An 18,747-nucleotide genomic window follows, 5' to 3' on the forward strand; every position below is an offset into this window, starting at 1 on the left:
GAAATGCTTCAGAAACATTAGGCGACATCGCAAATTTTGTGCACCGCAGTAGCGGTTCTGCGCCATGTGTTCGTTCCCTCTTCTGTCATCAAACGATCGCAGAACAGGGGGCATGAATGACACGCTTATCTACACTCAAACTATCACTGATCCTGGCTTCGTCCTGGTCCGCCTGCGCCATGGCGCAGGAAACGCCGCAAGAACCGCAGGCTGACGAAGGCGCGGCCATCATCGTAACCGGAACGCGCGCCGTAGGGGTCGAAGCCGCCGAGTCCGCAGCGCCCATCCAGGTCATTGGCGAGGAAGCGCTGAGCCGGGTGGGTCAACCCAACCTCAACCAGGCGCTGACCCAGCTGACGCCGTCTTTCCAGGCGCAGACCCAGGGCACCGACATGGCGAGCTTTTCTCTCAGCGCGCGTCTGCGCGGCCTTTCGCCAAACCACACCCTCGTGATGGTCAACGGCAAGCGCCGTCACGGCAACTCCATTCTTCAGGTCATCAACGGCGCGTTCGGTGGCTCCGCCGCTCCCAGCATCGACCTCATCCCGCCAGACATGGTCAAGCGGATCGAAATCCTTCAGGACGGCGCAGCGGCCCAATATGGGTCCGACGCGATCGCCGGGGTCATCAACATCATCCTGAAGGACGAGCGCGAAGGCGGGGCCGTGCGCCTCAACGCCGGGCAATATTATGACGGCGAAGGCACGACCTACAGCGCCAGCGGCAATTTCGGCATGCCTCTTGGCGAAGATGGTTTCCTCGACATCTCGCTGTTCCACCGCAGAAACGAAGTCACCACCATCGGCGACGGCCAGATGTCGGTGAAGAACTATAACGGCACGACCGTCACCAACGTTTCCGCAGCGTTCAAGCCGTTTCTGGACGCATGTAATTCCGTCAATTGTACCGCCAACGTCAATGGCGGCCAGCCCGCGTCCAAATTGACGCTCGGCTTCTACAATATGGGCTATGATTTCGGCGGCGTCGAATTCTACTCCTTCGGCGACATCTCCTATCGCCATGGCGACGCCTTGCAGGGCTACCGCCATCCTACCCGCCTTTGCCGCACGTTCAGCGCAGCGCAAAACAAATGGGTCGCGACCACGACTGACCCAACCAACTGTTTCGGCACGTCGCGTGAGACCGGCCTGATTCCCCATATCGAGGTGAAGCAGAATGAATTTTCCTTCACCGGCGGCCTAAAAGGCGAGCTTGGCGACGGGTGGAATTTCGACATGGCCGCCAGCTATTCGGAGGATGTGGCCAAGGTCTATACGACCCATTCGGTCAATGCGTCGCTGTTCGTCGATACCGGCCAGTCGCCCAGCGACTTCTATGACGGCAAGTTCCAGTTCAACCAATATGTCGGCACGCTGGACATTCGAAAGGAATTCGATGTCGGCTTCGACGACCCGCTGACCCTTGCCTTTGGCGCTGAATATCGCCGGGAAAGCTATGAAATCGGCCAGGGCGACCCGCTTTCGCTCTACATTGAAGGTGGCCAGTCCTTCCCCGGCTACGCCGCGAGCGACGCTGGCACGACGCGGCGCAATGCCAAGGCCATCTATGTCGATGTCGCCTTCAATCCCGTCCCGGCCTGGACGGTCGATCTTGCGGGCCGATATGAGGACTATAGCGACTTCGGCGACACGCAGATCGGCAAGATCACCACGCGTTACGATTTCTCCGACGCCTTCGCCCTGCGCGCCACCGCCAGCACCGGCTTCCGCGCGCCGTCGCTCCAGGAATCGGGCTATTCGTCGACCAATGTCGGGCCGACATCCGCCACGCTGCAACTCGCTCCCAGCTCGCCCGGTTCAGCGAGCGCCGGCTTCGGCGCGCTCGGCCCGGAAAAGTCGGTCAACCTCTCCGCCGGCATCGTGTTCCGCCCTGTGCCCAAACTGGCGATCACGCTGGATGGCTATTATATCAAGATCAAGGACCGCATCGTGTCGTCGGGCACCATCACCGGCCAGCGCTTCAACTCGCTGACGACGCCGCCCACGCGTGTCCTGACGCCGCTCATCAATGGCCTTACGCCTTATGATCTGGTCCGCGCGGCGATCGCGGCGAGCGGCAAGGCGCTCGACCCGACGGTGCTCAGCAATGGCGCGCTTGGCATCCAGACCTTCACCAACGGCATCGATACGGTGACGAAGGGTCTGGAACTGGCAGCGCGCTATCCGATTCAGCTCGACTTCGGCAAGCTGGATCTGTCCATCGGCGCCAACTACAACGTCACCAAGGTCACGAAGAACAAGCTGGGCACCCTGTTCAGCCCGACGTCCGAACAGACGATCGAGGCGGCCAGCCCCAAGTTCAAGGGCAACTTCAACGCGACCTTCACCAGCGGCCGGTTCGGTGCCAATGCCCGCGTCAACTATTACAGCAGCGTGTTCCAATATTCGCAGCCCAACGCCGCCTGCTCTGCCGGCTGTCAAGGCCCCGGAACCGGGCTGACCGCACCGATCCTGCTGTCGAACGGCCAATATTATTACAATGCCGAAGTGAAGCCAGCGGCGATCGTCGATCTCGAACTCGATTATGACATCACCGATTTCGCCAATATCGCGATCGGCGCGAACAACCTGTTCGACAAGAAGCCGGAAATTCCGCCGCTGGTCGCCAATTACAATGCGGCAACCTGGCCGACCAACGGATCATCGCCCTACATCAACAATTCGGGCACGATCAACGCGCCATATGGCCATGGCGCCTATGGCACCAACGGCGGCTATTATTACGCCCGCGCCACGATAAAGTTCTGACAATCGGCACAGGAAGGGGCCGGCCCTGACGGGTTCGGCCCTTTTCCTTGGAGAGCGACGCCATGACATCAGCCCGGAGCCCGAGCAGATGAACGCTGATGTAGCGCGCTCCCGTCATTACCAGCGCGGCTGGGTCGGTTCGGGCAAGGGTGCAGCGCGGGCGCATGATTGACCTACCCGACGACCCGGTGGCATGCCCGATCGGCTGATCGCCGCCCTGTCGCGCGCCTGATTTCTGTGGGAGACACCTATGAAACGCCTGATCGCCCTCGCCCTGTTGCTGGCCGCCGGGCCGCTTGCGGCGCAGCCCGCTCCCGCCCCGCAGGCGATGCCGGCGAAGCCGCCCTTCTCCCCGGCGGTCAGAGTGGGCGACATCCTTTATATGTCTGGCCAGATCGGGCAGGTGCCCGCCGGCATGGACAGGCATAAGGAGGGGTTCGACGCAGCGGTGCGCAACGCGATGGATTCGATCGGCCGGATATTGAAGGACAATGGCCTGGGCTTCGAGCATGTCGTCAAATGCACGGTGATGCTGAACGACATGGCGGATTGGCCGCGTTTCAATGTCGCCTACGTTCCTTATTTCGAGGGCAAGCGCCTGCCCGCCCGCAGCGCCTTCGGCACGACCGGGCTGGCGCTCGGCGCACCGCTGGAGGTGGAATGCATCGCCGCGTTCAAATAAGGCTCATAGCGCGCTCGCCTCGCGCGTGATCAGCACCGGCACGCCGTCCCGTACCGGAAAGGCGAGGCCCGCCGCGTCGGAGACCAGTGCCATCCGCTCTCCGTCCCAGCGCAGCGGCGTGCGGGTGAGCGGACAGACCAGCTTTTCGAGCAGCCAGGAATCAATGGGCGGCGCGGCGCTCATTGCATGGTCGCACCGCCGTCGCGCTCTATCCGGCCGACGATCTGCATCAGCTGGATGATGCGGTCCGCCCGCTCCGACAGCGTGTCGGCTTCCAGCAGCGTCTGCTTGGCGGCAGGATCGAAGGGCGCGATCTGCGCGATGCCGTTGACCAGCGCCAGGTCGTCAAGGCGCGACACAGCCGTCCAGTCGACCACATAGCCGAGCGATTCGGCGAAGCGGCGCGATTCCTGTTCAAGCGCGGCGCGCTCAACGGCGGCGAGGATATCATCGTCCTGCGGCGCCTGCTCGACGTCCGCCTCGATCTGGCGGAACTGGGTCGAAACCGGCAGCTCCCGCACGACCCGGAAGCGGGCGAGCCCGGTCAGGATGATGTTGAACCGTCCGTCCTCCAGCGCTTCGATATGGCTGACATGGCCAAGGCACCCCATGTCGAACAGGCGCGGCACGGCCCCGGCCCCGCGCGGCTGGATCATGCCGATCCGGCGGTCGCGCGCCATCGCGTCATGGATGAGCGCCCGGTATCGCGGCTCGAAGATGTGCAACGGCAATTCCATGCCCGGCAGCAGCAGCGCGCCGGACAAAGGAAAGATCGAGACGCGCGCCAGCGGCATCGCAGTTACGAAAAGAGGATTTGCGACAGCTTGCGACGCTGCCCGGCGACCCACGGGTCTTCCAGCCCGACAGCCTCGAAAATCTTCAGGAGCTGCGCCTTGGCCGCGCCGTCATTCCAGGCGCGGTCACGCCGGACGATCTCCAGCAGCGCATCGGCCGCCCCGTCGCGATCGCCATTGGCCATCAGGCCGCCCGCCAGTTCAAAGCGCGCGTCATGATTCTCGGGATCGGCGGCAAGCTTTGCCTCGATGCCCGACAGGTCCGCCACGGGCTTTGCATCGCGGGCAAGCGCGATGGCGGCGCGCGCCTGATCGATCGAAGCATGTTTCGCCGCGTCCTCCGGCAGCGCGGCGAGGACCGCTTCCGCTTCGTCCAGCTGGCCAAGCACAACCAGAGCGCGCGCCTGCCCGGCAAACACTTCGGGATTGTCGGGGTCCATCTCGGCAATCTGCGAGAATATGGACAGCGCCCGCTCCGCTTCGCCCCCGTTCAGCAATTCCTCGCCCATGGCGATCAGCGGGGCGACCTCCTCCGCCAGCGCCTTTTCATCCGATTGGATGGGAAGCTGGGACAGGATCTGGTCGAGATATTGCTTCAGTTGCGCTTCGGTGCGCGCCTGGCTGAGGTCCGCGACGGGCTGGCCCTGGAAGACGGCATAGACGGTCGGGATGGACTGGACCCGAAACTGGCTGGCGATGAAGCCGTTTTCGTCCACATTTACCTTGACCAGCTTGACGCCCTTGGACGCATATTCCGCGCAGACCTTCTCGATCACGGGCGCAAGCTGCTTGCAGGGACCGCACCATTCAGCCCAGAAGTCGACGATCACCAGACTGGTACGCGACGGGTCCACCACGTCGCGGCGAAACGCCTCCACCGCCGCCTTTTCGGTGTCGCTCAGTCCAAGGGTCGCCACGCTTCAATCTCCTGCCGTTCATGCGGGTTCGCCCGCCCATAGACCGCAATATGGGGCGCGTCACCCCATGGGCGCAAGGGAAGGGTCCGGCGCATCGCCTTCGCCATCAGAGGAAATATTTGAGCCGCACATCCTGTTCCACGGCCGAGCCCGCAACGGAGAAGCTCGCCGCCTTGAAGCTGGGCGCGCCGAACCGCAGGACCGGGTTTCGCGAAAAGCCCACGCCTTCGCGCGGGATGCCGGCGAAGGTGTCGAGCCGGCCGTTGCCATTTTCATCATGGATGATGGCAATGGCATATTTTCCGGGAGTGAGAGACCCCAACCCAATGTCTCCTGCCTTGGCCGGCACGGAAAAATAGCGCCGGTCAGGATCGCCGCGACAGTCGGGAAAATGATCGGGCCGGCGGGTGACGCAGACCAGCACCTTGCCGCGTTCCGACCGAAGGCCGAGTAGGTCCATGCTGAGCGGTTGCGGCAGATCGATGGGGGCAGCCCCGGTCAACGCCATCATCGCCGCGACCAGCGCCGCCCTGCCCGCCTTCATGCCTTCACCCCGTCAAAGTCGCCCAGTCCCCGGTCAGTGCCGCACAAACGGTCCCACAGCCGGAAATATAGACCGTAATTGCAGCGATACTGGTCATGATGCCGTTGATGGTGGCTGGCCGTGATGAGCCAGCCGCCGATCGGCCCGCGCACCAGCCAGCGCGGGAACATTTCCCAGCCCATATGATTGCTGACGCCCATGACCGTCATGATCGTCAATACCAGCCCGAGCGCGCCGACATGGATGGGGATGAGGAAGACGAGCGCCGGGATGACGAGCGCGCCGGTCAGCGCCTCCCACGGATGGAAGCTCATCGCTGCCCAGGCGGTCGGCGGGCGGCTGGCATGGTGAACGGCGTGGGCGATGCGAAACAGGCGGGGCCCGTGCATCCAGCGATGCGTCCAGTAGAACCATGTGTCATGCACAAAGAGATAGAGCAGCACGGAGACGGGCAGCCACCAGAGCGGACAGTCACCGATATGCGTGTAGATGCGGGTCCATCCCCGCGCCTGCCAGCCCCAGGCCACCACGCCCGCGGGAATGCCGTAGATGAGCGCCGACAGCAGCGACCAGGCGACCTCTCGCCCCATCTGCCGCTCAAGACCGCGATAGAGGCCCGGCTGGCGCAGATGGGTTGCCAGCGCAAAGCCCCCGCTGGCGAGCAGGTAGCGCGCGCCGACGATGACGCTCATCGCCAGGGCAGACAGGAGGATGGCGGCAACCATAGTCATTCTATAACCCGGCCTACACGGCGCGTCACCCTCAAGTGCGCGGCCGGGCCTGCCGATAGCTGCCGAGTTGACGAACCCATTTGGTGTGAAATTCCAGTTCGGCTAGCGCACGATCGACGGCCGGATCACCCGGCATCCCCTCGATATCGCAAAAGAATTCCGTTGCGGCGAAGCTTGCACCACGCTGATAGCTTTCCAGCTTGGTCATATTGACGCCATTGGTCGCGAAGCCGCCCATCGCCTTGTAGAGAGCGGCCGGAATATTCTTCACCTCGAACAGGAACGTAGTCATGACCGGGCCGACATTCGGCTGCGGCACCTTGGGCTCGCGCGCCAACACCAGGAAGCGCGTCATATTGTCGTCGCTGTCCTCTATATTCTCCGCGACGAGACGCAGCCCGTACAGTTCGGCGGCGAGATAGGGTGCGATCGCCCCCTCGCCCGCGGTGCGGGTTTCGGCGACCAGCGCAGCCGCGCCCGCCGTGTCGGCATAGGCGACCGGCTGGATGCCGCGCTGGCGAAGATAATGGCGGCACTGGCCCAGCGCCTGCGGATGGCTGATGGCGCTCTTAACGGGCGTGGTGTCAGGCGCCATCAGGCAATGGCGGATGCGCAGGAAATATTCGTCGACGATCGCCAGGCCCGATTCGGGCAGCAGGAAATGCATGTCCGCGACCCGGCCGTGGAGGCTGTTTTCGATCGGAATGATGGCGCGCGCCGCCTGGCCCGTGCGCACCGCGTCTATCGCATCTTCGAACGCGAAGCAGGGCAACGGCACGCAATCGGGCGCATAGCCGAGCGCGGCCAGATGCGAATTGGCGCCGGGCGCGCCCTGATAGGCCACGGCGCGCGAAGGATCGGCGGCGGCCTTTGCAGCGAGATCCGCGACGATGGCGCGGGCAGGAGCGGGATAATTTTCCATGGGCGCCGGTGCGCTTAGGGTTTCCGCCGGGTCAGCGCAAGCAAGGCTGAACGCAAAGGGCGCAACGCGGCTTGCGCGCTCGCGTGTCCGCCATTATGGCAACCGGCAAGAGGGGGCGCGACTGACAGCCGCCGACGAAAAGGTAAGGGAAGTCAATCGAGATGGGCGATCGTTTCAATACCGTGGCGGGCTGGGCTTTGTTTGCGGGGATCATCGCATTGGGCGGTGGGATCGTCAGTTCCAAATATTTCGAGGGCCACCGGCCCGAAAAGATGGGCTATGCGATCGAAGGCGTGGAAGCAGAAGGCGAAGGCGCTGCAAGCGGCCCGGGCCTCAACACGCTGCTGGCCAGCGCCGATGTCGCGGCGGGCGAGAAGGTCTTTGCCAAGTGCGCCGCGTGCCACACCGTCAACCAGGGCGGCGCGAACGGCATCGGCCCGAACCTTTATGCCACGGTCGGCGAACCGATCGGCCAGGGCAAGGGCGGCTTCGCTTTCTCCGACGCGCTCAAGAGCAAGGGCGGCGCCTGGACCTTCGAGAATCTGGACCATTGGCTGACCAGCCCGCGCGAATTCGCGCCTGGCACCAAGATGACCTTTGCGGGCCTGGGCAACCCGGCAGACCGCGCCAACCTGATCGCCTGGCTCAACACGCAGGGTTCCAACCTGCCGCTGCCCGCCGCCGACGCCGCCCCGGCCGACGCGAGCGCCACGGCGGAGGAAGCCGCTGGCAACTCGACCAACGCGGCCGAAAGCGTCAACGGCACAGCGCCGGCCAACGCCGCGCCCGCCGGCGGTCCGGCCGCGCCCAAGAGCGAATGAGCGGACATCCGGCGGCCTTCCTTTGATCACGAACGGCGACACACCCGCAATCGCGCAGCCGATTCGATAGTGGCAGGACGCCCATGACGCCGGAAGATCTGCTCGTTTCCACCTGCGCACCGATGTTGCGCACCCTGTCCGCCTGGCTCGACAAGGCGCGGGCGCAGGAGGGCGTGGATGCAAAAGCGCTGCTCGCTGCCCGGCTGGCACCGGACATGTTCCCGCTAGCGACGCAAGTGCGCTTCGCCTGCGTCCAGGCCCAGGAGGGGATGCACCGGCTGAAGGGCGAGGATTTCCCAGCGCCGTTGATCGACCTGCTGAACGAGGCCCGCAATGCCGGCGACCGGCCCGGCACCCTGGCGGACGCGCAGGCGCGAATCGCGCAGACGCTGGCCTTGCTGGACGCGTTCGCGCCAGCGGGCGGCGATCCGCAGCGGCCGATTGCCCATGCGCTGCCCATCGGCATGACGTTCGATCTGACAGCCGATCAATATGTCCGCGACTGGGTGCTGGCCCAGTTCTATTTCCATGTGATGATCGCCTATGCGATCCTGCGCGCGCAGGGCGTGGCGCTCGGCAAGGGTGATTATGTGGCCCATATGCTGCCCTTCCTCCGCCCCACCGCGACGCAGGAGTCGTGAGCAGCGGTCCTCCCCTTCCCCCATCGCGTGAATCCCGATAAGGCGCGGCGATGACTTCGACGCCCGCGCCCATCAGCCGCTCGCTCTTCTTTTTCTCGATCTTCTATGGCGGCATGGTCTGCATCGCGGGCGTGCTGGGGAACAAGCAGGTCGCCCTGGGTCCGCTGTCCGGCATCGGGCCGATGGTCGGACTGGGACCGCTGGCGGTGGAGGCCGGCATCTTCGCCTTCCTGCTGCTGGTGACGATTTCCAGCGCCGTGGCGGAACTGCATGGGCGAGCGGTCGCCAATCGGCTGGTGCAGATCGGCTTCCTGCCGCTGATCGCGTCCATCCTGCTGTCGATCGTCGTGCTGGCCGCACCGGCCGCGGGCGACATGGACCCGAAGCGCGCGGAAGCCTTTGCCATGATGATGGGGGGCACGCCGCGCATCTGGGCGGGCGGGATCGTCGCCTACGGCATTTCCCAGACGCTGAACGTGACGTTGTTCGCAGCGCTCAAGGGGCGCGAAGGCGGACGGCTGCTGTGGTTCCGGGCGGCACTGGCCAGCATCCTGTCCCAGATCGTCGATACCCTCCTGTTCGTCAGCATCGCCTTTTACGGGGTGTTCCCGATCGGCGAATTGCTGCTGGGCCAGATGCTGGCGAAGGTCGTCCTGTCAGCGTTGCTGGTGCCGCCGGTCATCTACCTGCTGGTGGGACTGGGCAAGCGGCTGGATGCCCGCCGCTGACGATTAACGCGACAGCGAAGTAGACAGCCAAATGGCTGGATATATCGGTAGTTAGCTAACTAATGATATTTACTATCGATATTTCAATGGCTTATTTTCCGAATCACGCCGGCGCATGATGGCTTTGCCCGGCAATTCGCGGATAAATTGGGCAAAAGGTCATCGTTGCGTGCGCTCTTTGCGTACCGAATCGCGGCAGTGGCGAACTTGCAGCCTTGTCCATATGGCCGTATGCGCGCGCGCATGAACAGCAAGCACGCCCCAGATCCCGCGCTCCTCGCCAAGGCCGAAGTCCTGGTCGAGGCCCTGCCCTATATGCAGCGTTATGCGGGCAAGACCTTCGTCGTCAAATATGGCGGTCATGCGATGGGCGACCCGGAAGCCGCGCGCGACTTCGCCGAGGATGTCGTGCTGATGAAGGCCGTCGGCATCAACGTGGTCGTCGTCCATGGCGGCGGGCCGCAGATCGGCGCGATGCTCAAGAAGCTGGGCGTCGAATCGCAGTTCGTGGGCGGGCTGCGCGTGACCGACGCCGAAACCGCGAAGATCGCCGAAATGGTGCTGGCAGGATCGATCAACAAGGAAATCGTCGGCTGGATCGCAGGCGCAGGTGGCCGCGCGGTCGGCATTTCGGGCAAGGATGGCGGCCTCGTCATCTGCGAAAAGGTGCTGGGCAAGCGTGAGGCGGACCCCAACAGCGGTATCGAGCGCAATGTCGACCTGGGCTTCGTGGGCGATCCCGTGTCGGTCGACCGCTCCATCCTCGACACGCTGACGCAGAGCGGCATCATTCCGGTGGTGGCCCCCGTGGGCATCGGCGCGGACGGCCATACCTATAATGTGAACGCCGACACGATGGCTGGCGCGATCGCGGCGGAACTGAAGGCGTCGCGCTTCTTCCTGCTGACCGACGTGGCCGGCGTGCTGGACAAGCAGGGTCAGTTGATGACCGATCTCGACCCCGCCGGCATCCATGAACTGGAGACGGACGGCACGATCAGCGGCGGCATGATCCCGAAGCTGGAAACCTGCGTGCGCGCGGTGGAGGGCGGCGTGGACGCGGCCGTGATCCTGGACGGGCGGGTGCCCCACGCAATGCTGCTGGAAATCTTCACCGACCGCGGCGCGGGTACGCTGGTTCGGAAATAAGGCGCGGGGCGGCGGCCGGCGAGCGGCGGCGCCATGGAATCGGCGGTCGCGTTGCGCCTTCGGCCGGGGATGGATGGCGCCATCGATGCTGAAACACGATCGGCTTGACGGTGGAAGAAGGCCGAGGCCCGGCGCCATTCCGCAGGCCGGACATGGCTCCTCCCCTCTCCTGCCGACGCCCACGCGTCGTTCGCAGAAATAAGCCGCATGGGCCGCTTGTCGCGCAGGGGCAGCGTCGGCTAGAGCGGCAGGACGTGCTTATCGGAGATCGCCGTGGCCTACGCGCTGTACCAGATTATCGACATCCTGCTGACCGTCCTGCTGTGGATCATCATCGCGCACGGGATCATGAGCTGGCTGGTGGGCTTCAACGTCGTCAACCTGTCCAACGATTTCGTCCGCGCGGTCTGGACCGCGCTCGACCGCATCACCGCGCCCATCTACGCCCCGATCCGCCGCATCATGCCGGATCTGGGCGCGCTCGACCTGTCGCCGATGGTCGTTCTGATCGGCATCCTCATCATCCGCCGCGCGATCCTGCCGCCGCTGTTCCTGATGTGACCGCCTGGCGCATAACCGGCGGCGACATGCTGGTCGGCATTCGCCTGACGCCCGGTGCGGCGCGCGAGGGACTGGGTGGCCGCTGGACTGACGAGGCGGGTGCGTGCTGGCTGGCCGCCCGCGTCCGCGCGGTGCCGGAAAAAGGCAAGGCGAACGCCGCGCTCATCGCCCTTCTCGCCGATGCGCTGGACTGGCCCAAGGGGGCGATTTCGCTGGAATCGGGCGACACCAACCGGCTAAAGCGATTGCGGATCGCCGGCGCGGCCCGCGATGCGGCGCGCCTATCGCCGCTCCTCCAGACCTGGGTAGATATGACATGACCATCGGCAAGATCATCGACGGCAAGGCGTTCGCGGCCGGGCTGCGCGACAAGGTGGCCGAGGGCGTCTCCGCCTTTGTCGAGCGGACGGGACGCAAGCCGGGCCTTGCCGTCGTCCTGGTGGGCGAAGATCCGGCGAGCAGCGTCTATGTCCGCTCCAAGGGCAAGATGACCGTCGCGGTTGGCATGGAGAGTTTCGAGTTCAAGCGGCCCGACAGCATCGGGGAAGACGATCTGCTCGACCTGATCGAGGAACTCAACCAGGACGAGCGGGTGGACGGCATCCTGGTCCAGCTGCCGCTGCCCCGCCATATCGACGAGGCGGCCGTGATCGGCGCGATCGATCCCGCCAAGGATGTCGATGGATTCCACGTGGTGAACGCCGGCCGGCTGGCGACTGGCCAGGAAGCGCTGGTCCCTTGCACGCCGATGGGCTGCATCCTGCTGTTGAAGGACGAACTGGGCGACCTGAGCGGCAAGGAGGCCGTGGTTGTGGGCCGGTCCAACATCGTAGGCAAGCCGATGGCGCAACTGTTGCTGGCGGAGAATGCCACCGTCACCATCGCGCACAGCCGCACCCATGACCTCGCCAGCGTGGTCCATCGCGCCGACATCGTCGTGGCGGCGGTGGGCCGGGCCGAAATGGTACGGGGCGAATGGATCAAGCCGGGCGCGACGGTGATCGACGTCGGCATCAACCGCGTGGCCGATACGGAGGACGGCAAGAGCCGGATCGTCGGGGACGTCGCGACGGCGGAGGCGCTGTCCCACGTCCGCGCGATCACCCCGGTCCCCGGCGGCGTCGGACCGATGACCATCGCGGTGCTGCTGCGCAACACGCTGGTCGCGGCGCATGCGCGGGCAGGCCTTGCCAAGCCGGAGGGGCTGTGACCCCCGCCCGGCTGGCTCTGCTGGCGGTCGGGATCGTGGCGCTGGTCGCCGCGCGGCCGCCGCTGCGCTTCTCCCCCGATCCCAGCAGCGTGATCGCGGCGGAGATCGCCTTCAACCGTCTGGCGCAGCAGAAGGGGCAATGGACCGCTTTCCGCGAGACGGCGGCGGACGACGCGGTGATGTTCGTTCCGCACAAGGTGGTCGCGCGCGACTGGCTGAAGAAGAAGGCCGATCCCCCGGCCTCCGTCACCTGGTCGCCGTCCATCGTCTATGTGTCGTGCGGCGGCAGCCTGGCGGCGAGCACCGGCAACTGGAAGCGGCCGGACGGGTCGGTCGGCTATTTCACCACCATCTGGCGGCGCGACAAGAAGGGTGCGTGGAAATGGGTGCTGGACCATGGCGATACGCTGAGCACCGCACGGCCAGCGCCGGATTTCCTGACCGGCAAGGTCGCGACGTGCAAGCGGAGCGCGCCACCCCCGCCTCCCCCGCCCGGAACCAAGCCCGGCGACATGCCGCCGCCGGCCGACGAGAGCCTGATCTGGTCGGCCGACGTCGCCCCGGACAATAGCCGGCGCGTGATGGTGAAGATGTGGACCGGCGAGACGTATGAAACGGTGATCGACGACAAGGTTGGCGCATCATGATGGCGCTATTCCTCTCCGCCTTCGTCACCCTGTTCGTGGTGATCGATCCGCCCGGCTGCGCCCCCATCTACGCCAGCCTGACAACCGGGGCGACCCAAGCACAGCGACGTGCGATGGCGATCCGCGCGGTCGGCATCGCGACAGCGATCCTGCTGGTCTTCGCACTGTGGGGCAAGCAGTTGCTGGGCGTACTGGGCATTCAGCTTGACAGTTTCCGCATCGCGGGCGGCGTGATGCTGTTCATCATCGCGATGGACATGGTGTTCGAGAAGCGGACGCAGCGCCGTGAGGACCGCGCGCAGAAGATCGCCGAGACGCCGGAGGTGGAGGATGTCTCCGTCTTCCCAATGGCCATGCCGATGATCGCGGGTCCGGGCTCCATTGCGACGGTCATGCTGCTGATGTCGCGGGCCGATGGCTTTGCCGAACGCGGCGTGGTGCTGGGCGCGGTGATGCTGACGCTGGTGCTGATGCTGGGATCGCTGCTGGCGGCGGGGCCGATCATGGCCCTTCTGGGCGCGAAGATCGAAGCGGTCATCACCCGCCTGCTGGGCGTCCTGCTCGCGGCGCTGGCGGCACAGTTTGTGATCGACGGGATCAAGGCCAGTTTTTAGGCCCTCGCGCGCCGCTCCATCCGGGCGCGGGCGGTGAGGAAGGGTCCGGTGGGATCAAGCGGCGGAGCGAAGCGGCCAAAGCCCATTGGGGCAGGCAGGTTGGCGTAGAGCGCCTCCATCGCGCCGCTGCGCGCGTAGGTTTCGTGCCAGAAGCCCGCACCGTTGCTGAGCTTGGCAAAATCCCGCCACCAGTGCGAATGCGGCGCGGAGCGGGTGAAGCGCTCCAGGCTGTCAAGGTCGCGCCAATATTGGCGGATGCCGACATGGTTGAGCGCGAACAGGCATTGTTCGTGCGCCAGCAACCCATCGGGCGGCGCGTCCTGGATCGCGCGCAGCCCCTGGCCGATACCCATGAGCGACAGGAAGCCGCGCCAGTTCGACACGCGAAAACCCAGCATGATGACGATAAGGTCGGGATAAGCGGTGAGGTCCACGGACTGTCGGGATTGCATCGACTCGCTCCTTGCTGTTTATGGTGTAAACATAGCAGTCGATGAGTACAGTGTAAACATGCCCGAAGGTGACAGGTCTCAGGCGGCGGCTCCGCTGCACGACAGGCTGGTGGATTGCGCGCTCGCGCTTCTGGAACGGGGCGAAGCAGACGTCAGCCTGCGCGCGGTGGCGCGAGCGGCGGGCGTTTCCGCCATGGCCCCCTATCGGCATTTTTCCGACAAGAGCGCGCTGATGGCCGCGGTCGCGCTGCGCGGCTTTGCGATGATGGAGGCGGAGGCGGCAAACGCGGATCGCGGCGACGATGCGGCGGCGGCGCTGACGGCGCAGGGTCTGTCCTATATCGCCTTTGCCCGCGCGCATCCGGCGCTGTTCCGGCTGATGTTCGCTGATGATGCGGGCATGACGTTGCCCCACGACAATTGCAAGGGCGGCTATGCGCTGATGGCGCGGCGAGTGGAGCAGCTCGCGCCGGATCGGGCGGAGGCGGGCGCGCTCGCCTGCTGGGGGTTGGTCCACGGCCTCGCCACGCTGGCGCTAGACGGCAGGTTGCCGCCCGATCCGGCGGGGGAACGGGCGGCGCTGGACCTGATGGCGCGGGCGCTCGCGGCCCGCGCCTGAGATGGATCAGCTGCGCACATCGCTTTCGGTGACGGGCGCGATCTTGATTTCGACGCGGCGGTTGGCGGCCTTCCCTTCCTCCGTCGCGTTGGAGGCGATCGGCTGCGTCTCGCCAAAGCCGCGAGTCGCAATGCGGGCCGACTGGACACCCTTGCCCACCAGATAATTGGCGACCGACTGCGCGCGCCGTTCCGACAGCGTCTGGTTATAGGCATCCGACCCGTCGCTGTCGGTGTGGCCATAAACGTCGATATAGGTTTTGGGATATTGGGACAGGACCGACGCGACATCGTTCAGCGTCGGTTGGAACTGCGGCTGCACGTCCGCCTTGTCATAGGCGAAGGTGATGCCCGAGGGCATGCGCAGCAGGAGGTTGTCGCCGTCCCGGATCACGTCGACGCCAGTGCCGGCGGTATCCTCCCGCAACTTGCGTTCCTGCGCGTCCATATAGGCGCCGATGCCCGCGCCCGCGACGGCGCCGATGCCAGCGCCCAGGATCTTTTCGGTCCGGTCGCGGCGGCCGCCGACCAGATCGCCCAGCAGATAGCCGCCCAGCGCGCCGCCGATGCCGCCGATCGCCGCCTTCGACACGCGTCGCTCGCCCGTGTTGGGATCGGTCGTGCAGGCGGCTGTGGTGGCGAGCATGGCAGCGAGGCCAGCCACGCCGATGATGCGGTGAGAAATCTTCATGATGCGTGTCCCTTGTTATCGCGCTGCCGTCAAAAAGGCCGAGCGAACGGCTTTGTTCCACTCCCGAACTGAACTCTTGCTGATGGCGATGTTGTGAAATTGAAAGAATAGCGGTTATAGCGATTCGCTGACCGCCATGGCCACGATCCCCCCACCCAATCCAACGCCCTTTCCCTGGGCAGACCTCGTCATCATCCTTGTGCTGGTGGCGATGAACGGCGTGTTCGCCATGTCCGAGCTGGCCGTCGTGTCCGCGCGCAAGCCCCGGCTGCAGGCGATGGAGAAGGCGGGGCGCAAGGGCGCGCGATCGGCGCTCGCGCTGGCCGCCGATCCCGGCAAGTTCCTGTCCACCGTCCAGATCGGCATTACCCTGATCGGCATCGGCACGGGCGCTTATTCAGGCGCGAGCCTGGGCGGGCCAGTGGGTCAGCGGCTCGCGGGCCTGGGCCTTTCCCCCAACCTGGCCGAAAATCTGGGTTTCGCGCTGGTGATTGGCCTTACCACCTACGCCTCGCTGATCGTCGGCGAACTGGTGCCCAAGCAATTCGCGCTGCGCGCGCCCGAACCCATCGCCATGTTCGTGGCCGGCCCCATGCAATGGATCGCGCGGGCAACCGCCCCCATCGTCTGGGTGCTGGACGCGTCGAGCAGCCTCATCTTCAAGGCGCTGGGGCTGGCGCGGGAATCGGAAAGCCATGTGACGGCCGAGGAATTGCACCTGATCGTGGCGGAAGCCAGCCGGTCGGGCGTGATCGAGGAAAGCGAGCGCGCGATCATATCGGGCGTCGTGCGGCTGGCCGACCGGCCCGTGCGCGAGGTGATGACGCAGCGCATGGACGTCGACTGGATCGACATCGGCGCGGACGAGGAAACGATCCGCGCCAAGCTGCTGGCGACGCCGCACACCCGCCTGCCGGTGGGCCGGGGTTCGGTGGAGGACATTATCGGCATCGTGCAGGCGCGCGATATCATGACCGCGCTGTTCCGGGGCGAGCCGCTGGTGATGGAAACGCTGATGCGGCGCGCGGAGATCGTGCCCGATCAGGTCGATGCCATGGACGCGCTGGAAGTGCTGCGCAAATCCGATGTGCCGATAGTGATGGTCCATGACGAATATGGTCATTTCGAAGGGATCGTGACGCCCGCCGACCTGCTGTCCGCCATCGCGGGCCATTTTGCCTCCGACCGCGACGCCTATGACGAGCCGGACGTGGTGGAGCGCGAGGACGGCAGCCTGCTGGTGTCGGGCCAGATGCCGATCGACCAGCTGGCCGCACGGATCGACATCGACCTGTCGGAAGACCGCGATTATGCGACGGTCGCGGGCCATGTGCTGTGGTTGCTCAAGCGCCTGCCCGAAGTGGGCGACTTTGCCGAGGATCAGGGCTGGCGGTTCGAGATCGTCGATATGGACGGGCGCAAGATCGACAAGCTGCTGGTGGCGGCGCGCTGACCGTGGCGGCGTCGGCCGCGCTTGAGGCCGTGGCGAAGCTGGCGGAGCGGCTGCTGGAGCGGCACAGGGGGCTGGCGGTGCTGGGCATTGCGGGGACGCAGGGCAGCGGCAAATCGACGGTAGCGTTGGGAATCGAGGCGCGGATGGCCACGCACGGGGTGCGGTGCGCCGTGCTGTCGATCGACGATCTTTACCTTCCCCTGGCTGCGCGGGAGCGGCTGGCGGCGGAGGTTCATCCGCTGCTGCGTACACGGGGGGTGCCGGGCACGCACGATGTGCCGCTGGGGCTGGCGGTGATAGACGCACTGGCGCAGGGCCAGCCTGTGCCCCTGCCGCGCTTCGACAAGGCAAGGGACGACAGGGTGCCGGAGGCACAATGGCCGCGCGCGCCTGAAGCCACGCGGCTGCTGATCCTCGAGGGCTGGTGCGTCGGCGCGCGGCCGCAGGCGGAGGCGTGTCTGGACGTCCCGATCAACGCGCTGGAGGCGCAGGAGGATGCGGACGGGCGCTGGCGCCGCCATGTCAACGCAGCGCTAGCGGGCGACTATCAGACGCTGTTCGCGCGGATCGATGCGCTCGCCTTCCTGGCCGCGCCGGACTTCGCGGTGGTGGAACGCTGGCGCGGCGAGCAGGAAGCGGCGCTGCGGCGGCAGAGCGGCGACGAGGCAGGCGTGATGGACGAGGCGCAACTGTCCCGCTTCATCCAGCATTATGAACGGATCACGAGGGCTATGCTGACGGAGCCGCCAACGCGGGCAACGCTGACGGTACGCTTGCGCGAGGACAGGTCAGTAGCCGGGGTTGAATGAGGCGGGGACGGCGCAGGCTTGGCCGTCGGTTTTCGACCATTTGCAGACATAGCGCATTACGCTATTCTCCATCCAATTTCGGAGTAATAACGGTGCCGCGCTGGTTACAGTTTCTCGCACTGACCCTCGCATTTTTGCCAATCGGCTGTGGGGCATCGTTGGCTCCATAATGGGGGATTGCGGGCCGCCAACAACTGTTGCCGAATGCTCAGCCAGCAAGAATGAGGCGCTATGGCGCACGATGGCGATCATTGGCGCTACCTACATTGGACTCAGCGCGACCATCTTCTGGCCGAGAAAGCGTTGATGTCCGCTCCCCACCCATGGCAGGCCCAAGTCCGCTTCCGAAAGCAGCCTAGCCGGTATCGACCAGTTTTTACCGTTCCATCGAAAAGCGCGATTGCCTACAAGCTGCCATTGAGGCAGTTCAATAGCCATGAGAGATGAGCGGAAATATGTAGTTGATACGATTGGGTCATTCCTAAACGGATCCAGTGGTAAGTGGGACTGGGATGACTTTACATCAAACTCGCTGCGCAGTGCGGAACTGAACAGCATTCGCTTGCGGGCTGCTGCCTTACATTTGCCGCTCGATGCGGATGGCGAGGCCGCCTTGATGGCACTGCGTGACGAAGCAGAGCTATTGACTGACGCTGACATTGTAAAGCCAAGGCCTTGGCGCATGGCAACCGGAGTTGTTTGTGGGCTGCTCGTTGGTGCTGCCCTCTGGTGGAACAATTACATTCCCGGCGCAGGCCTGTTTCAAAACCCTCAACTTCTCCTAATTCCAGCCGCGCTTGGCATTGCGGTCGTATCTCTGTGCAATAAACGGAAAAAGGTCGGCCCGTATGATCCTAATTTAGTGGCACTCAACAGGCATGGTCGAGTTTAGGTTCGTCGGCTTTCCCTGATCCAGAATACAAAGCCGACCTTCCGCTACCCACCCAATTCCGTCACCCCAGCGAAGGCTGGGGTCTCAGGAGATGGTGAACATC

The 18,747-nt window shown here is 64.9% G+C and carries 23 protein-coding genes; 15 read left to right on the plus strand and 8 right to left on the minus strand.

Annotated elements, in window-relative coordinates; translation table 11 throughout:
• Positions 1-116 precede the first annotated feature (116 nt).
• Together AX724_RS22370 and AX724_RS22375 are read left to right on the plus strand one after the other, a co-directional pair.
• Positions 117-2,768 carry a TonB-dependent receptor plug domain-containing protein gene (locus AX724_RS22370; protein ID WP_066771532.1) on the plus strand — a complete coding sequence of 884 codons (2,652 nt, stop codon included), beginning with the start codon at positions 117-119 and terminating at the stop codon, positions 2,766-2,768.
• 250 nt (positions 2,769-3,018) lie between these two features.
• Complete coding sequence (locus tag AX724_RS22375; RefSeq protein ID WP_066771534.1) at positions 3,019-3,450, plus strand: RidA family protein; 432 nt, start codon at positions 3,019-3,021, stop codon at positions 3,448-3,450.
• A 3-nt stretch (positions 3,451-3,453) separates the two neighbouring features.
• On the opposite strand, the gene AX724_RS22380 is transcribed toward AX724_RS22375, so the two are convergent.
• From AX724_RS22380 to AX724_RS22405, 6 genes are all read right to left on the minus strand, one after another.
• Positions 3,454-3,633, minus strand: coding sequence for a Trm112 family protein (locus AX724_RS22380; RefSeq protein WP_066771537.1), 180 nt, complete (start codon positions 3,631-3,633; stop codon positions 3,454-3,456).
• Positions 3,630-4,244, minus strand: coding sequence for an LON peptidase substrate-binding domain-containing protein (locus AX724_RS22385; RefSeq protein WP_066771539.1), 615 nt, complete (start codon positions 4,242-4,244; stop codon positions 3,630-3,632). The genes AX724_RS22380 and AX724_RS22385 overlap by 4 nt, the downstream gene beginning before the upstream one ends.
• Positions 4,245-4,249: 5 nt before the next feature.
• Positions 4,250-5,161 carry a tetratricopeptide repeat protein gene (locus AX724_RS22390; RefSeq protein WP_066771542.1) on the minus strand — a complete coding sequence of 304 codons (912 nt, stop codon included), beginning with the start codon at positions 5,159-5,161 and terminating at the stop codon, positions 4,250-4,252.
• A 106-nt stretch (positions 5,162-5,267) separates the two neighbouring features.
• On the minus strand, positions 5,268-5,705 hold the full coding sequence (locus AX724_RS22395; protein ID WP_066771545.1) for a DUF2141 domain-containing protein: 438 nt from the start codon (positions 5,703-5,705) through the stop codon (positions 5,268-5,270).
• A complete protein-coding gene (locus tag AX724_RS22400; protein ID WP_066771547.1) occupies positions 5,702-6,430 on the minus strand; it encodes a sterol desaturase family protein in 729 nt (242 codons plus the stop codon). Before AX724_RS22400 ends, AX724_RS22395 begins: the two co-directional genes overlap by 4 nt.
• Positions 6,431-6,467: 37 nt before the next feature.
• Positions 6,468-7,358 (minus strand): prephenate dehydratase, encoded by an 891-nt coding sequence (locus AX724_RS22405; protein ID WP_066771549.1) that lies wholly within the window; start codon positions 7,356-7,358, stop codon positions 6,468-6,470.
• A gap of 161 nt (positions 7,359-7,519) precedes the next feature.
• Between AX724_RS22405 and AX724_RS22410 the strand changes: the two genes are divergently transcribed.
• The 9 genes from AX724_RS22410 to AX724_RS22450 all read left to right on the plus strand — a co-directional run bounded on the left by AX724_RS22410 (position 7,520) and on the right by AX724_RS22450 (position 13,729).
• Positions 7,520-8,179: a c-type cytochrome gene (locus AX724_RS22410; protein ID WP_066771552.1), complete on the plus strand. Its 660-nt coding sequence runs from the start codon at positions 7,520-7,522 to the stop codon at positions 8,177-8,179.
• Positions 8,180-8,262: 83 nt separating this feature from the next.
• Positions 8,263-8,820, plus strand: coding sequence for a DUF1993 domain-containing protein (locus AX724_RS22415; RefSeq protein WP_066771557.1), 558 nt, complete (start codon positions 8,263-8,265; stop codon positions 8,818-8,820).
• Between the two features lie 50 nt (positions 8,821-8,870).
• Positions 8,871-9,548, plus strand: a complete 678-nt coding sequence (locus AX724_RS22420) for a queuosine precursor transporter (protein WP_066771567.1) — start codon at positions 8,871-8,873, stop codon at positions 9,546-9,548.
• Positions 9,549-9,779: 231 nt separating this feature from the next.
• Positions 9,780-10,697, plus strand: a complete 918-nt coding sequence (argB, locus tag AX724_RS22425) for an acetylglutamate kinase (protein ID WP_066771569.1) — start codon at positions 9,780-9,782, stop codon at positions 10,695-10,697.
• 273 nt (positions 10,698-10,970) lie between these two features.
• On the plus strand, positions 10,971-11,258 hold the full coding sequence (locus AX724_RS22430; protein ID WP_066771571.1) for a YggT family protein: 288 nt from the start codon (positions 10,971-10,973) through the stop codon (positions 11,256-11,258).
• Complete coding sequence (locus AX724_RS22435) at positions 11,255-11,578, plus strand: DUF167 domain-containing protein (protein ID WP_066771573.1); 324 nt, start codon at positions 11,255-11,257, stop codon at positions 11,576-11,578. Before AX724_RS22430 ends, AX724_RS22435 begins: the two co-directional genes overlap by 4 nt.
• Positions 11,575-12,468, plus strand: coding sequence for a bifunctional methylenetetrahydrofolate dehydrogenase/methenyltetrahydrofolate cyclohydrolase FolD (gene folD / locus AX724_RS22440; RefSeq protein ID WP_066771576.1), 894 nt, complete (start codon positions 11,575-11,577; stop codon positions 12,466-12,468). The genes AX724_RS22435 and folD overlap by 4 nt, the downstream gene beginning before the upstream one ends.
• On the plus strand, positions 12,465-13,115 hold the full coding sequence (locus tag AX724_RS22445; RefSeq protein WP_066771578.1) for a YybH family protein: 651 nt from the start codon (positions 12,465-12,467) through the stop codon (positions 13,113-13,115). The genes folD and AX724_RS22445 overlap by 4 nt, the downstream gene beginning before the upstream one ends.
• Positions 13,112-13,729 carry a MarC family protein gene (locus tag AX724_RS22450; protein ID WP_066771580.1) on the plus strand — a complete coding sequence of 206 codons (618 nt, stop codon included), beginning with the start codon at positions 13,112-13,114 and terminating at the stop codon, positions 13,727-13,729. The genes AX724_RS22445 and AX724_RS22450 overlap by 4 nt, the downstream gene beginning before the upstream one ends.
• Here AX724_RS22450 and AX724_RS22455 read toward each other — a convergent pair.
• Complete coding sequence (locus tag AX724_RS22455; RefSeq protein ID WP_066771582.1) at positions 13,726-14,181, minus strand: phenylacetaldoxime dehydratase family protein; 456 nt, start codon at positions 14,179-14,181, stop codon at positions 13,726-13,728. The genes AX724_RS22450 and AX724_RS22455 overlap by 4 nt on opposite strands.
• Positions 14,182-14,239: 58 nt before the next feature.
• Between AX724_RS22455 and AX724_RS22460 the strand changes: the two genes are divergently transcribed.
• Positions 14,240-14,800, plus strand: coding sequence for a TetR/AcrR family transcriptional regulator (locus AX724_RS22460; protein WP_066771586.1), 561 nt, complete (start codon positions 14,240-14,242; stop codon positions 14,798-14,800).
• A gap of 6 nt (positions 14,801-14,806) precedes the next feature.
• On the opposite strand, the gene AX724_RS22465 is transcribed toward AX724_RS22460, so the two are convergent.
• Positions 14,807-15,490, minus strand: a complete 684-nt coding sequence (locus AX724_RS22465) for an OmpA family protein (RefSeq protein ID WP_066771589.1) — start codon at positions 15,488-15,490, stop codon at positions 14,807-14,809.
• A 136-nt stretch (positions 15,491-15,626) separates the two neighbouring features.
• On the opposite strand from AX724_RS22465, the gene AX724_RS22470 reads away from it, so the two are divergent.
• From AX724_RS22470 to AX724_RS24280, 3 genes are all read left to right on the plus strand, one after another.
• Positions 15,627-16,943, plus strand: coding sequence for a hemolysin family protein (locus tag AX724_RS22470; protein WP_066771592.1), 1,317 nt, complete (start codon positions 15,627-15,629; stop codon positions 16,941-16,943).
• A 2-nt stretch (positions 16,944-16,945) separates the two neighbouring features.
• A complete protein-coding gene (locus AX724_RS22475) occupies positions 16,946-17,752 on the plus strand; it encodes a kinase (protein WP_066771594.1) in 807 nt (268 codons plus the stop codon).
• Between the two features lie 436 nt (positions 17,753-18,188).
• A complete protein-coding gene (locus AX724_RS24280) occupies positions 18,189-18,644 on the plus strand; it encodes a hypothetical protein (protein ID WP_197421670.1) in 456 nt (151 codons plus the stop codon).
• Positions 18,645-18,747 lie beyond the last annotated feature (103 nt).

This window comes from Sphingobium sp. CCH11-B1, assembly GCF_001556865.1.
Taxonomy (GTDB): Bacteria; Pseudomonadota; Alphaproteobacteria; order Sphingomonadales; family Sphingomonadaceae; genus Sphingobium.

What these genes read in the sequence shown, in the direction of transcription:
- folD (WP_066771576.1), top strand. Translation starts at nt 11,575, where the DNA reads ATGACCATCGGCAAGATCATCGACGGCAAGGCGTTCGCGGCCGGGCTG.
- AX724_RS22415 (WP_066771557.1), top strand. Translation starts at nt 8,263, where the DNA reads ATGACGCCGGAAGATCTGCTCGTTTCCACCTGCGCACCGATGTTGCGC.
- argB (WP_066771569.1), top strand. Translation starts at nt 9,780, where the DNA reads ATGCGCGCGCGCATGAACAGCAAGCACGCCCCAGATCCCGCGCTCCTC.
- AX724_RS22455 (WP_066771582.1), bottom strand. Translation starts at nt 14,181, where the DNA reads ATGCAATCCCGACAGTCCGTGGACCTCACCGCTTATCCCGACCTTATC.
- AX724_RS22385 (WP_066771539.1), bottom strand. Translation starts at nt 4,244, where the DNA reads ATGCCGCTGGCGCGCGTCTCGATCTTTCCTTTGTCCGGCGCGCTGCTG.
- AX724_RS22405 (WP_066771549.1), bottom strand. Translation starts at nt 7,358, where the DNA reads ATGGAAAATTATCCCGCTCCTGCCCGCGCCATCGTCGCGGATCTCGCT.
- AX724_RS22465 (WP_066771589.1), bottom strand. Translation starts at nt 15,490, where the DNA reads ATGAAGATTTCTCACCGCATCATCGGCGTGGCTGGCCTCGCTGCCATG.
- AX724_RS22370 (WP_066771532.1), top strand. Translation starts at nt 117, where the DNA reads ATGACACGCTTATCTACACTCAAACTATCACTGATCCTGGCTTCGTCC.
- AX724_RS22400 (WP_066771547.1), bottom strand. Translation starts at nt 6,430, where the DNA reads ATGGTTGCCGCCATCCTCCTGTCTGCCCTGGCGATGAGCGTCATCGTC.
- AX724_RS22450 (WP_066771580.1), top strand. Translation starts at nt 13,112, where the DNA reads ATGATGGCGCTATTCCTCTCCGCCTTCGTCACCCTGTTCGTGGTGATC.
- AX724_RS22395 (WP_066771545.1), bottom strand. Translation starts at nt 5,705, where the DNA reads ATGAAGGCGGGCAGGGCGGCGCTGGTCGCGGCGATGATGGCGTTGACC.
- AX724_RS22460 (WP_066771586.1), top strand. Translation starts at nt 14,240, where the DNA reads ATGCCCGAAGGTGACAGGTCTCAGGCGGCGGCTCCGCTGCACGACAGG.
- AX724_RS22410 (WP_066771552.1), top strand. Translation starts at nt 7,520, where the DNA reads ATGGGCGATCGTTTCAATACCGTGGCGGGCTGGGCTTTGTTTGCGGGG.
- AX724_RS22380 (WP_066771537.1), bottom strand. Translation starts at nt 3,633, where the DNA reads ATGAGCGCCGCGCCGCCCATTGATTCCTGGCTGCTCGAAAAGCTGGTC.
- AX724_RS22375 (WP_066771534.1), top strand. Translation starts at nt 3,019, where the DNA reads ATGAAACGCCTGATCGCCCTCGCCCTGTTGCTGGCCGCCGGGCCGCTT.
- AX724_RS22470 (WP_066771592.1), top strand. Translation starts at nt 15,627, where the DNA reads ATGGCCACGATCCCCCCACCCAATCCAACGCCCTTTCCCTGGGCAGAC.
- AX724_RS24280 (WP_197421670.1), top strand. Translation starts at nt 18,189, where the DNA reads ATGAGAGATGAGCGGAAATATGTAGTTGATACGATTGGGTCATTCCTA.
- AX724_RS22420 (WP_066771567.1), top strand. Translation starts at nt 8,871, where the DNA reads ATGACTTCGACGCCCGCGCCCATCAGCCGCTCGCTCTTCTTTTTCTCG.